The sequence below is a fragment of the Pseudomonas arvensis genome (genome assembly GCF_056688935.1).
Genome location: NZ_CP162038.1, coordinates 2,022,695 through 2,035,518, shown reverse-complemented (window position 1 = coordinate 2,035,518; position 12,824 = coordinate 2,022,695). Strand labels below are relative to the sequence as shown.

Below are 12,824 nucleotides of genomic sequence, written 5' to 3'. Positions count from 1 at the left end.
AAATGCGTGGCGCATTGACCGACACACACTCAAGGGCTGACACACGATTCTGTGGTGAGCGGGCACCCCGCGCTGGGCTGCGCAGCGGCCCCAATAAAGGCAACAAGGTTTTCCTATGAGAACTCAGCGCCTGGTTTGGGGGCTGCTGCGCAGCCCAGCGCGGGGCAAGCCCGCTCACCACAGAAGCCCGCTCATTACCACAGGGGGCTTGCGTCCCTTCAAATGTACTAACGCTGGCCAACGACGGAGCCCAACCATGACCCTGGCCGCCCCATTGCTCCACGTGCAAACCTCCGTGCTCGACATCCACTACGAGGCCCACGGTCCTGCCGATGGCGAGCCGGTGATCCTGCTGCATGGTTTCCCTTACGACCCGCGTGCTTATGACGCGATTGCGCCGGTGCTCGCCGAGCGCGGCTGCCGGGTGTTGGTGCCGTATCTGCGCGGTTATGGGCCAACGCGATTTATCAACGCGCAGGTCATGCGTTCCGGGCAACAGGCGGCGTTGGCCAGGGATCTGCTGGATTTCATGGATACTCTGTGCATCGCGCAGGCCACGCTGGCGGGTTATGACTGGGGCGGGCGCGCCGCGTGTATCGTTGCCGCGCTGTGGCCACAGCGGGTACGCGGGCTGGTGACCGGGGACGGCTACAACATCCAGGACATTGCCAAGTCGCCCACGCCTCGGGCGCCGGTGACGGAGCATCGGTTGTGGTACCAGTATTACTTTCATACCCAGCGCGGTGTGGACGGGTTAACCGCCAACCGCCGCGAACTCTGCGAGCTGCTGTGGTCGCTATGGTCACCGTCCTGGGCCGAGGGGCCGGCTCTGTATGGGCAGACCGCACCGTCCTTCGATAACCCGGACTTTGTCGAGGTGGTGATTCACTCCTACCGCCACCGCTTCATGTACGCGCCCGGCGATCCGGCGTTGGAAGCCATCGAGCAGGCGCTGGCGCTGCAACCGGCGATCTCGGTGCCGAGCATCTCGTTGTGCGGTGCCGATGACGGCGTAGGCCCGGCGCCGGAAGAGGACGACGACCTGGAGCACTTCAGCGGTTTTTACCGACGCCAGGTGTTGCCCGGCGTGGGCCACAATATTCCCCAGGAAGCACCGCAAGCCACCTTGGATGCCGTGCTGGAATTGCTCGCCTACGACACCGCGCAAAAGCGCTCGCGATAGGCCTGGGGCGTGACTGACAAGGCCCGCAAAAAGCTGCGGCGCAGGGTTTCTTCACAACCAAATCCGCACTGCACGGCGATGCGTTTGATTGACGCGTTGCTGTCCGCCAATTGCCGGCGGGCGGTTTCGACGCGGATCAGTTCGACGGCGCGCGCGGGAGTCTGCCCGGTTTCGGCGCGGTAGTGGCGCACGAAGCTGCGCTCGCTCATGCCGGCCTGGGCGGCCAGGGTCGCAATGTTCAACTCCAGGGTGAGGTTTTCGGCCATCCAGGCGTGCAATTCGGCGAAGCGGCCGTCGCCCTTTTGCAGCGACAGGGTCACGCTGAATTGCGATTGGCCGCCGGGGCGCTTGAGAAACACCACCAGGTGCCGCGCCACTTCCAGTGCGACTGCGCCACCGAGGTCTTCTTCCACCAAGGCCAGGCACAGGTCGATGCCGGCGGTCACACCGGCCGACGTCCACACCGCGCCCTGCTGGATGAAGATCGGGTTGGACTCCACCGTCAGTGAAGGAAACCTGCGCGCCAGTTCTTCGCAGCGCGTCCAGTGAGTCGCCACACGGCAGCCGTCGAGCATGCCGCTGGCGGCGAGCAAAAAGGCGCCCGTGCACACCGAGGTCATGCGCCGGGTGTGCCGGGCCTTTTCCCGCACCCAGTCCACCAGTGCGAGGTCTTCAGAAGCGCCGTACACACCCCAGCCGCCGGCGATCACCAAGGTGTCGCACGGCGCATCGACGGCGGGCAACGGCTCGGCCACCAGGGCCAGGCCCGCAGAGGTCATCACCGGTTCACGCTGGGCGGCGATCACCGAGACGGCGTAAGGCAACGGCAGGCCGCGCTGGCGGGCCAAGTCATTGGCGGAGGCGAACACCTGCAACGGCCCGGTCACGTCGAGCACCTGGGCGTTATCGAAAGCGAGGACGTGGACAATTCTGGGCATGATTGGCGTGATTCGTGGGGTCAATGGCGTATTCGCCAAAGCCTAGGCCTCTAGAGTGAAGCCGTCCACCCCTTATCGGAGCATTCTTGATGACCTTGCAGATCGGCTTTGTGTTGTTTCCCGGCATCCAGCAATTGGACCTGACCGGCCCTTATGACGTGCTGGGCTCGCTGCCGGATGTGAAGTTGCACCTGGTGTGGAAAGACCTGGCGCCGGTCACGTCCAGCACCGGGTTGGTGTTCACACCGACCACCACCTATGCCGACTGCCCCAACCTGGATGTGCTCTGCGTGCCCGGCGGTTCCGGCGTCGGCGCGCTGATGGAAGACCCGGCCACCCTGGACTTCCTCAAGGCCCAGGCCCAGACCGCGCGCTACGTGACCTCGGTGTGTACCGGCTCGCTGGTACTCGGCGCGGCGGGCCTGCTGCGCGGCCGCAAGGCCACCACCCACTGGGCCTACCACGACATGCTCGCGCCGCTCGGCGCCATCCCGGTGCAGGAGCGCGTGGTGCGTGACGGCAACCTGTTTACCGGGGGCGGGATCACGGCGGGGATCGACTTCGCGCTGGTCCTGGCGGCTGAGTTGTACAGCGAAGCGGCGGCGCAACTGGTGCAGTTGCAGATCGAATATGCACCGGCCCCGCCGTTCGAGTCGGGCAGCCCCCAGACGGCGCCCGCCCATGTGCTGGAAGAGGCGAAGAAGCGCACGGTGGAATCGCGCCGCGTGCGCGGCGAGATCACCGCACGGGCGGCGGCGCGGTTGGGCTGACGCTGTAGCGGGCAAGGCTTGCCCTGATGCCAGTCAGTTGGGGCGCGACATCACCGCCAGGCGCACGGCGAGCAGCATCAGTACCGTCGCCAGACCCCACTTCTGCAGCCAGGCGCTGTGTGTGCGCCTGGCAAAGAACCGGCTGAGCCCGCCACCAAAACACCCCAGCAGTGCGTGAAACACTCCGGCAATCACGGTTAGCACGCCGCCAAGCACCAGCAATTGCAGGGCGATAGGCCCGGCCTCGGGCTTTACGAACTGCGGCAGGAACACCAGAAAAAACAGCAATGCCTTGGGGTTGAGCAAGCTATTGAGCATCGCCTGCCAACCTACTCGGCCCAAGGGCACACGGTTGATGTGGGCCATGCCCAGACCAGGGCTTTTCTGCAAGGTCTTGAACACCAGCCACAACAGGTAGATCACCCCCGCATACCGGATCACATCAAAGGATGGCGGCCAACTGGCGACCAGCGCCGTCACCCCGCTGGCGGTCAATACCGTCAGCAGCAGGTCCGCCACAATGATGCCCAGCGCCGACGCTATTCCACCGCGCCAGCCGTGAGTCACGCCGTGGCTGACAACAAAGGCCATGTTCGGTCCCGGAGACAGCAGCAACAGCACCACTGCACCGGAAAATATCGCCAGGGTCGTCACGTCGATCATGCTCAGCCCTCCGTCGGGAAAGCACGCAGCCTAATCGGCCGGCCTTGGGCAAACAAAAAAATGTGCTGGATACAATGCCCCCCGGTGATTGCTCATTGCCACGGCCAACGTCTAGAATGCGAAACATTATCAATTAAGACTGCTGCGCCAGGATGCCCATGTCGAGCGATCACCCACTGGACCATGCCGCTATCGGCCAGCTGTACCATGCCCATCATTCCTGGCTGCGTAGCTGGTTGAGCCGGCGCACCGGTTGCCGCGAACATGCCGCCGACCTGGCCCAGGAAACCTTCGTGCGCCTGCTCAATGCGCGCAAGCAGCAGACGGTGCAGCAGCCCCGCGCGTACCTGAGCAGCATCGCGCGCAGCCTGATGATCGACCAGTACCGCCGCCGTGAACTGGAGCGCGCCTACCTGGAAAGCCTCGCGCATTTCCCGCAGGTGCAAGTGCCGTCGGAGGAAACCCGGCGGTTGATCCTCGACAGCCTGGAACGTATCGACCGCCTGCTCGACCAACTCAAGCCACGTGTGCGCGAGGCGTTCCTGCTGGCCCAACTCGACGGCCTGACCTGCGCACAGATCGCCCTGCGCCTGAACGTATCCAAGGCCACCGTGGAACGCGACCTGGCCAAGGCACTGCACGCCTGTTATCGGTTGCGATATGCCGAACGATGACCCGCGCCTGGTCGACCAGGCCATCCAGTGGATGATCACACTGCGCTTCAACCCCGCCGACGATGCCAGCACCGCCGCATTTGACCGTTGGCTGCACACCAGCGCCGAACACCAGCAGGTGTGGCAGCGGGTGGCGACCATGAATGACGATTTCAGCCAGTTACCGGCCCAGGTTGGGCGCCATGCCCTGCGCGGTGCGCGCCAACGCATCAGCCGCCGTGACGGCTTGAAACTGCTCGGGCTGGTGGCCGGCACGGCTGGTTTGACCTGGCTTGGCCGCGACTACACGCCGCTGCCCGCCATGCTGGCCGATTACCGCACCGTCACCGGGGAACGGCGCTGGGTGGCGCTGAACGATGGCAGCCACATCCAGCTCAACAGCGCCAGTGCCTTCGATACGGCGTTTGATCAGGAGCGGCGCCTGGTGCACTTGCGCCAGGGTGAAATCCTGGTCAATACCGGCGGCGACAGCCGACCCTTCTGGGTGCAGACCCGCGACGGTTACCTGCGCGCCCTCGGCACCCGTTTCCTGGTGCGTGAAGACGCCCAAGGCACGTTGCTCGCCGTACAACAGGGCACGGTGGCGCTGTTTGCAGGCCGCCATGACGCCAGCGCCCGGCAGTTGATCCAGCCGGGCGAACAGGTGCTGTTCGACCGCCATGGCATTCGCCCTCCCCGCGCCAATGGCCTGGACCCTTGGGCCTGGAGCGACGGCGTGATCAGCGCCCACAACATGCGCCTGGATGACTTCCTTGCCGAGCTGGGACGTTATCGCAACGGCCTGCTACGTTGCAGCGAAGCGGTCGCCGGGATGCGCGTGTCGGGCACCTATCAGTTGGACGATACCGATCAAGTGCTCAGCCTGGTGGCGCATTCGCTCAAGGTCGACGTCACCTACCGCAGCCGTTATTGGGTGACCGTCTCGCCCCGCGTATAACCCGTCAAAAATAAATGAGGTGAATTCGCATTGCCGCTCGACCTGTAAGGAAAGGCCGATCAACAGGCCGGTTCTGTTCACTTCCTTCAGGAGCATCCCGCGGTCATGCAAGCGATCCCCTTCCAACGTTCCCCCCTCAAGCGCACGGTGCAGGCCGCTTTGCTCGGCGCCTGCCTGAGCAGCGCCGCCGTGCCGCTGGCCGTGAGGGCTGAAACCCCAGCCGGCGATACCCAGACCCGCGACTGGCAGATCGCCGCCGGCTCCCTGGCCAACGCGCTGGACCAGTTCGCCCGTCAGGCCGGTGTCAGCCTGTCGTACGACGCCACCAGTGTCGCCGGCAAGGCCAGCCCAGGCCTCAGCGGCCGCTTCGACCCGCAACAGGCTCTTGGCCAGTTGCTGCGAGGCCAAGGCCTGGACGCCCAGCGCCAGGGCAACAACACGTGGTTGCTCCTGCCGCAAGTAGCCCAAACCGGTGCCCTGAACCTGGGCGCCACAATGGTCACCGGCGAACGCTTGGGTGCCCTTACCGATGGCACCGGTTCCTACACCACCGGCGCAGTGACCATCGGCAAAGGTGAACATAGCCTGCGGGAAACACCGCAGTCGGTCAGTGTGCTGACCCGCCAACTGATGGATGACCAGAACCTCACCACCATTGACGACGTGATGGAACGCACGCCGGGGATCACCACGTACGAGTCGCCCATGGGCGGCAAGTACTTCTATTCCCGTGGTTTCAAGATGCTCGGCCAGTACCAGTACGACGGCGTGCCACTGGACATGGGCAAGGACTACGTACAAGCCGACAGTTTCAGCGCCAACATGGCGATCTACGACCGGGTGGAAGTGCTCAAGGGCGCAGCCGGAATGCTCAAGGGCGCCGGCACCGCCAGCGGCGCGGTGAACTTCGTGCGCAAACGACCACAGGCCAAGCCCACCACCAGCCTGTCGTTGTCCGCCGGCACCTGGGACAACTACCGCGCCGACGTCGACACCGGTGGCCCGTTGAATGACAGCGGCACCGTGCGCGGCCGCGCAGCGATCAGCCAGCAGACTCGCGGTTCCTACATGGACATTCAGAAGCGCCAGGACCAGGCGTTCTATGGCGCATTGGACATCGACCTCAACCCCGACACCACCCTGGGCGTCGGCGCCAGCTACGAAGACGTCGACGCCAGCCCGTGCTGGGGCGGCCTGCCGCGCTACGCCGATGGCAAAAGCGCCAACCTCAGCCGCTCCACGTGTCTGGGCCAGTCCTGGAACGACTGGCAAAGCCGGCGCACCACGTTCTTCGCCGACCTGACCCATCAATTCAACGATGACTGGAAACTCAAGGTCTCGGCGGTGCACAGCCGCAACCTGCAAGACACCAAGTACGCCGCCAGCGAAGGCACCATCGCCTACGACAACCCGACGCCCACTGCCAACTCTTACGCGGCGCTGATGGACTACAACCATAAGGACTTCGGCCTCGACGCCTACGTCGACGGCAAGTTCGAAGCCTTTGGCCTGGAGCATGAGCTGATCCTCGGTGCCAACGGCAGCCGTGGTACCCAGGACGACGTGTACGCGATCCAGAACCTGCCCAGGCGCCAGAGCATCTACCAACCCGATCACCACTTCCCGGAACCGGCCAACAGCAGCTTCTGGCCGAACATGTACCGGGGTGGCACGGTCAAGGAGACCGCCACTCAATATGGCACCTATGCCACCTTGCGCCTGCGCCTGGCCGAGCCGCTGATGCTGATCGTCGGCAGCCGCGTCAGTTGGTACGAGAACCGTCGCCAATCCTACAACCTGGCCTGGGGCGAATGGGCCACGCAGGATGCACGCACCCGCGAAACCGGCGAAGTCACGCCGTTTGCCGCGCTGATCTACGACCTCAACGAGCACCTCTCGGTGTACGCCAGCTATGCGGATATTTTCCAGCCGCAAAGCTCTTACGCCACCGTCGACGGCGCGGCCCTCCAGCCGAAGGTCGGCGACAACTACGAGTTGGGCATCAAGGGCGAATGGTTCGACGGGCGCCTCAACAGCTCCCTGGCATTGTTCCGCGCGATTGAGAAAAACGGCGCCGAGTCCGACTACACCACCCAATGCGCGACCTCCGCCGACGGCTTTTGCTACACCGATAAAGGCAAGGTGCGCGCCCAGGGCGTGGAGGCCGAAATCAGCGGTGAAGTGCTCGAACGCCTGCAACTGTTCGGCGGCTATACCTACACCCAGACCCAATCCCTGAGCACCATCGACGTCGCGAAGCAGGGTGGCACGTCCAACACCTACGTGCCTCGTCACATGCTGCGCGTGTGGGGCGACTACCAGCTCGACGGCGCGCTGTCGAAATGGAGCGTCGGCACAGGGGTCAATGCCCAGAGCAGCAACTATCGCGTGCAGACCATCAAGCTCGAACAACCCGGTTACGCCACTTGGAACGCACGCCTGGCGTACCGCGTGGATGACACCTGGACAGTGGCGCTCAATGGCAACAACCTGTTTGATAAAACCTACTACAACACCGTGGGCACCGCCTCCTGGGGCAACTTTTATGGCGAACCGCGTAATTTTACAGTGAGTTTGAAAGGCAACTTCTAACCCCTCGAAAACCCCGCTGGCAGGGCACTTAGTGCGCCCTGCCTCCCCCCTTTGTCCCCCTTTCCTACCGCGTTTATAAAAAGGTTTTACCGTTAAGCAGGAAAAATCTCACATTTGTTCCTACACTCAAAAACACACCCCCCTTCACCGAGTGACTGGACAAGGAATGTCAATAAAATGCCGAAAAAGAGACTGATAAACCTGTCTAGCATGCCACCTCCGCACCATCGTCAATCCGTTGACTAGCATTGAAAAGGAAACACTCCTTTAGTCACGACACCCGCGAAAACCATTCAAATGAATATATATTTTTTGAATGAAAAGTTGCGTATTACCCAGCGTAGCCGTAGTTCGACGTGCCTCTAAAGCAGCCTGCTGCTTTATTGAATACAGCAACCGAACAGCTGCGCCTGGAGTGCAATGAGGGATGTTTTATGCGAGAAAAGTCGTCCGTCGACAGCCTGTTTTTAACGCGTGCCGGTTTTGTTGAGTTCTTTGTTGTTTTCGTCAAATTCATACATGGTCTGAGCGCCATTCTGCCCCCGTTGGTGCTGGTGGTTTTCATCGACCCGATGGACCCGGAGCTACGTAGTCATTTCCTCGGCCTGCTGGTATTTTTCGCGGTCCTGACGATCATTCTGTTCCAGGCTCTGGGCATCTATTCCGAAGAATTGTTCAGTAACCGGCTGCGCCTGAAAACCAAGGTCAAGGCGTGGTCAGCGGCGTTTTGCATCCTGCTGTTCATGTACCAGATCCTGCAGTTTTTCCCGCAGTTGACCCCGCGCAACCTGGCCGCGTGGTACGTCGCCAGCCTGTGCCTGTTCTGCCTGGAACGCCTGCTGATGCTGCGCCTCTACCGCAACCTGATGCGCAAGGGCAAATACCTGCAACGCACGGTGATCCTGGGTTTTACCGACACCGCCGTGCACGTCGCCGACCACCTGCAACGCAATGGCGATATCCGCTCCGGACTGGTTGGTTTTATCGACGATCGCACCGAACGCATCCCCAAGGAATTGAGCAAGCTGCCCTTGTTGGGCAACACCCGCGACCTGGAAAAACTGATACGCGCCGAACAGGTCAACCAAGTGATGATCTGCCTGCCGTGGGCCGCCGAGCAGCGCATCCACGGGTTGGTCAACCGCCTGCGGCAGATGTCGGTGAACGTGATGCTGGTGCCCGACATGGCGGCCCTGCGCTACGGCCACAGCAAAATCACCGACGTCGGCGGCATCCTGATGTTCAACACCTCGCAACTGCCGCTGCGTGGCTGGTCGCCGGTGATCAAGCGCCTGGAGGATTGCTTTCTCGCCAGCCTGGCGCTGGTGTGTCTGTCGCCGGTGATGGTGGCCACGGCGATTGCGATCAAGCTCGACTCCAAGGGGCCGGTGCTGTTCCGCCAGAACCGCTACGGTTACAACGACAACGAAATCCGCGTGTTCAAGTTCCGCTCGATGTACACCGACCAGAGCGATTTCACCGCCGAACGCCAGACCACCCGCCAGGACCCACGTATCACCCGCGTGGGCCGCATCATCCGCAAGACCAGCATCGACGAGCTGCCGCAGCTGTTCAACGTGCTGCTGGGCAACATGTCGATGGTCGGCCCGCGCCCCCATGCCACCGCGACCAAGGCCGCCGGTGTTCCGTTTGAAGTGGCAGTGAGTGAGTACAGCTCGCGCCACCGCGTGAAGCCCGGCATCACCGGTTGGGCGCAGATCAATGGCTACCGAGGTGAGACCGACACCCTGTTCAAAATCCAGAAACGTGTCGAGTACGACCTGGAGTACATCTCCAAGTGGTCGGTGTGGTTTGACCTGTACATCGTTTTCATGACGGTCCCGGCCGTCCTTTCCACCAAGGAAGTCTATTGATGAATACCCTCAACGGATTGATTCCCTGCATCGTTTCCGGTGGTTCGGGCACCCGGCTGTGGCCGGTGTCGCGGCAGAACATGCCCAAACCCTTCATGCGCATGCGTGACGGCCAGAGCCTGCTGCAAAAAACCTTCCAGCGCGCCGCCAAACTGCCTGGGGTGGAAAGCGTACTGACAGTCACCAACCGCGACCTGCTGTTTCGCACCCTCGATGACTACCGGTCGGTCAACAACGCCCGCCTGCCTCTGGACTTGCTGCTGGAACCGTTCGGCCGCAATACGGCGGCGGCCATCGCAGTGGCAGCGTTGCATGTGCAGGAACACTTCGGCGGCGATGCGCAATTGCTGGTGATGCCTGCCGACCATTTGATTCTCAATGAAGTCGCGTTCGCCGACGCCGTGACCCAGGCCCGGGACCTTGCCGAAGCCGGCTACCTAGTGACCTTCGGCATCCAGCCTGACCATCCGGAAACCGGTTTTGGCTACATCGAACAAGGTGAAAAACTGCGCCACGGCAACCGGGTCAAACGCTTCGTCGAGAAACCCGACCTGGCGACCGCCCAAGGCTACCTCGACGGCGGCAAGCACCTGTGGAATGCCGGCATGTTCTGCTTCAAGGCCAGCACCCTGGTGGACGAACTGGCCGCCCATGCCCCGGACGTGCTGGAAGCCGCACGCGCCGCGCTGGAACACAGCCAGAGCCTGCAAAACAACACCTCGCGCCAGCGTGAACTGGACGCCGACGCCTTCGGCAGCGCACCGGACATTTCCATCGACGTGGCGCTGATGGAAAAGTCCGACCAAGTGGCCGTGGTGCCCTGTGACATTGGCTGGAGCGATATCGGCTCGTGGGAAGCCCTGCGCCAGCTCACCCCCAGCGACGCCCATGGCAACCAGGTCAATGGCGAAGCGATTTTGCATGACGTGCACAACTGCTACATCGACTCACCCAAGCGCGTATTGGGCGCCGTGGGCGTGCGCGACCTGATCATCGTCGACACCCCCGACGCGCTACTGATCGCCGATGCCCAACGCAGCCAGGATGTGCGCTACATCGTCGCCGAGCTCAAGCGCCAGAACCATCCGGCGTACAGCCTGCACCGCACCGTCACCCGGCCGTGGGGCACCTACACCGTGCTGGAGGAAAGCAGCCGCTTCAAGATCAAGCGCATCGTGGTCAAGCCCCAGGCATCGCTGTCATTGCAGATGCACCACCACCGCAGCGAGCACTGGGTGGTGGTCAGCGGCGCGGCGCAGATCACCAACGGCGAACGGGAATTCCTGATCAACGCCAACGAGTCCACCTACATCCCGGCCGGGCACAAACACCGGCTGACCAACCCCGGCATCATCGACCTGGTGATGATCGAGGTGCAGAGCGGCGAGTACCTGGGCGAAGACGACATCGTGCGCTTCGACGACATTTACGGCCGTGCGCCCGCCGACGTGAAAAAATGATATGCGCACGTCCCTGATCATCCCGACCCGTAACGCCTCCAGCCACCTGGCACGCCTGCTGCCGGCGCTGAAAATGCAAACCCTGCAGCCGGACGAGATGCTGGTGGTGGACAGCGCCTCCAGCGATGACACCGTGGCGCGTTTTCGCGAGTTCGGCGCTCGGGTCGAAGTGATCGACGCCCGTGACTTCAACCACGGCGGCACCCGCCGCTGGGCCAGCGAGCAGGTGGGCGGCGATGCGTTGATCGTGATGACCCAGGACGCCATTCCCGCCACGCCCGAGACCTTCGCCAACCTGCTCGCCGAGTTGCAGCAGGACCCGCTCAACGGCGTCGCCTACGGACGCCAACTGCCCCACCCCGACGCGGGGGTGCTGGGCGCGCAATCGCGGCACTTCAACTACCCCGAGCACAGCCGCAGTAAAAGCCTGGCCGATGCACCCACGCTGGGGATCAAGACCTGCTTCAGCTCCGACTCGTTTTCCGTTTACCGGCGCAGTGCGTTGCACGCGGTGGGAGGTTTCCCCGTCGACGTGATCGGCAGCGAAGACGCCTACGTCGCTGCGCGCATGCTGCTCGACGGCTACAAGGTGCGCTACGCCGCCACGGCGCTGGTGCATCACTCACACGATTACAAACTCATGGACGAATTTCATCGCTACTTCGATATCGGCGTGTTCTATGGCCGCGAGCCGTGGATCAAACAGGCCTTTGGCGACGCGGGTAGCGAAGGCAAACGCTATGTACTGGCCGAACTCGCGGCCTTGCGCAAAGCCGGCGCCTTGCACCGCGTGCCGGAGGTGCTGGTACGCAGTGCGTTCAAGTTGCTCGGTTATCGCCTGGGCCATCTTGAGCGTCGCCTGCCTCTCGCCCTCAAGCGGCGCATCAGCATGTTTCCCGGTTATTGGAGGTGAGCATCATGACCCACAGGAAGTCCCCTTTGATGAAACGAACCCTGCTCGTCGTGGCCATGATGGCTCTGGCCGCCTGCAATACGCCGGCGCGCATCGTGCCGCCCGACAGCAAGACCGTCGAGGAAGGCAAGCGCGCCCTCGAACAACTGGCCCAACTGCCGCCGGCGGTGGAACGCATCCGTATCGGCGACCAGTTGCGCATCGTGCGCGATGCCGGCGAGATGCCGACGCTGTCGGCGTTCAACGTCAGCACGATCTACGAGTTGACGCTGTACACCGTGCAGACCGACGGCAAGATCAACTACCCATTCCTGGGCCCGATCCAGGTTGCCGGGCGCCAGCCCTCGGAGCTGGCGACAGAGCTGACCGGCAAGCTCGCGCAGACGTACCGCGAGCCACGTGTGACGGTGAACATCAACCAGGCGCCCGGCAACACGGTGATTGTCGGCGGCGCGGTGAATAACCCGACGGCGGTGCAGATCGCCACGGCCAACACCTTGGAACAGGCGATTGTCGGTGCCGGCGGGGTCAGCCCGGCGGGCAACGCCAGCATGGTTGCGCTGCTGCGCGAAGACGCCCAGGGCGCCTATCGCGCTTATTTCCTGGACTTCAGCCAACTGCTCAGGACCGGCCCCAACGGGCGCAAACCGGTGCACCTGCAACGCGGTGATGTGGTGTTCGTGCCCAAATCCAACGTGGGCGAGCGCATTCAGGGAGTCGATACCTACATGAACCAACTGATCCCGTTCACCAAGTCCATTGGGGTTGGCTACAACTACACGCGCACCAGCGGCGGCAACAACTAAAGGAGCGACATCCC

At 62.9% G+C, this 12,824-nt stretch carries 11 protein-coding genes; 9 read left to right on the top strand and 2 right to left on the bottom strand.

The genetic code is table 11. From position 1 onward, the window contains the following. Window positions 1–256: 256 nt before the first annotated feature. Window positions 257–1,183 carry an alpha/beta fold hydrolase gene (locus tag AB3G88_RS09435; protein ID WP_480453775.1) on the top strand — a complete coding sequence of 309 codons (927 nt, stop codon included), beginning with the start codon at window positions 257–259 and terminating at the stop codon, window positions 1,181–1,183. On the opposite strand, the gene AB3G88_RS09430 is transcribed toward AB3G88_RS09435, so the two are convergent. After that, on the bottom strand, window positions 1,153–2,121 hold the full coding sequence (locus tag AB3G88_RS09430) for a GlxA family transcriptional regulator (RefSeq protein WP_480453773.1): 969 nt from the start codon (window positions 2,119–2,121) through the stop codon (window positions 1,153–1,155). The genes AB3G88_RS09435 and AB3G88_RS09430 overlap by 31 nt on opposite strands. A gap of 89 nt (window positions 2,122–2,210) precedes the next feature. Between AB3G88_RS09430 and inhA the strand changes: the two genes are divergently transcribed. Then, a complete protein-coding gene (inhA, locus tag AB3G88_RS09425) occupies window positions 2,211–2,891 on the top strand; it encodes an isonitrile hydratase (RefSeq protein ID WP_112194443.1) in 681 nt (226 codons plus the stop codon). A 33-nt stretch (window positions 2,892–2,924) separates the two neighbouring features. Here inhA and AB3G88_RS09420 read toward each other — a convergent pair whose 3' ends face one another. After that, entirely contained in the window at window positions 2,925–3,554 is a 630-nt protein-coding gene (locus AB3G88_RS09420; RefSeq protein ID WP_480453771.1) for a LysE family translocator, read from the bottom strand. Window positions 3,555–3,712: 158 nt separating this feature from the next. Here AB3G88_RS09420 and AB3G88_RS09415 point away from each other — a divergent pair, with 158 nt between their 5' ends. From AB3G88_RS09415 to AB3G88_RS09385, 7 genes are all read left to right on the top strand, one after another. Then, window positions 3,713–4,228: a sigma-70 family RNA polymerase sigma factor gene (locus AB3G88_RS09415; RefSeq protein ID WP_099584851.1), complete on the top strand. Its 516-nt coding sequence runs from the start codon at window positions 3,713–3,715 to the stop codon at window positions 4,226–4,228. Next, entirely contained in the window at window positions 4,215–5,165 is a 951-nt protein-coding gene (locus tag AB3G88_RS09410) for a FecR domain-containing protein (RefSeq protein WP_250926455.1), read from the top strand. Before AB3G88_RS09415 ends, AB3G88_RS09410 begins: the two co-directional genes overlap by 14 nt. Window positions 5,166–5,270: 105 nt before the next feature. Further along, window positions 5,271–7,757 (top strand): TonB-dependent siderophore receptor, encoded by a 2,487-nt coding sequence (locus tag AB3G88_RS09405; RefSeq protein ID WP_480453770.1) that lies wholly within the window; start codon window positions 5,271–5,273, stop codon window positions 7,755–7,757. Window positions 7,758–8,191: 434 nt separating this feature from the next. Beyond that, the gene (locus AB3G88_RS09400; protein WP_099584848.1) at window positions 8,192–9,631 is read left to right on the top strand and encodes an undecaprenyl-phosphate glucose phosphotransferase; all 1,440 of its coding nucleotides are present in this window, start codon (window positions 8,192–8,194) and stop codon (window positions 9,629–9,631) included. Beyond that, complete coding sequence (locus AB3G88_RS09395) at window positions 9,631–11,091, top strand: mannose-1-phosphate guanylyltransferase/mannose-6-phosphate isomerase (RefSeq protein ID WP_480453767.1); 1,461 nt, start codon at window positions 9,631–9,633, stop codon at window positions 11,089–11,091. The genes AB3G88_RS09400 and AB3G88_RS09395 overlap by 1 nt, the downstream gene beginning before the upstream one ends. A gap of 1 nt (window position 11,092) precedes the next feature. Continuing rightward, complete coding sequence (locus tag AB3G88_RS09390) at window positions 11,093–12,004, top strand: glycosyltransferase family 2 protein (RefSeq protein ID WP_480453766.1); 912 nt, start codon at window positions 11,093–11,095, stop codon at window positions 12,002–12,004. 29 nt (window positions 12,005–12,033) lie between these two features. Beyond that, window positions 12,034–12,810 carry a polysaccharide biosynthesis/export family protein gene (locus AB3G88_RS09385; RefSeq protein ID WP_099584845.1) on the top strand — a complete coding sequence of 259 codons (777 nt, stop codon included), beginning with the start codon at window positions 12,034–12,036 and terminating at the stop codon, window positions 12,808–12,810. Window positions 12,811–12,824 lie beyond the last annotated feature (14 nt).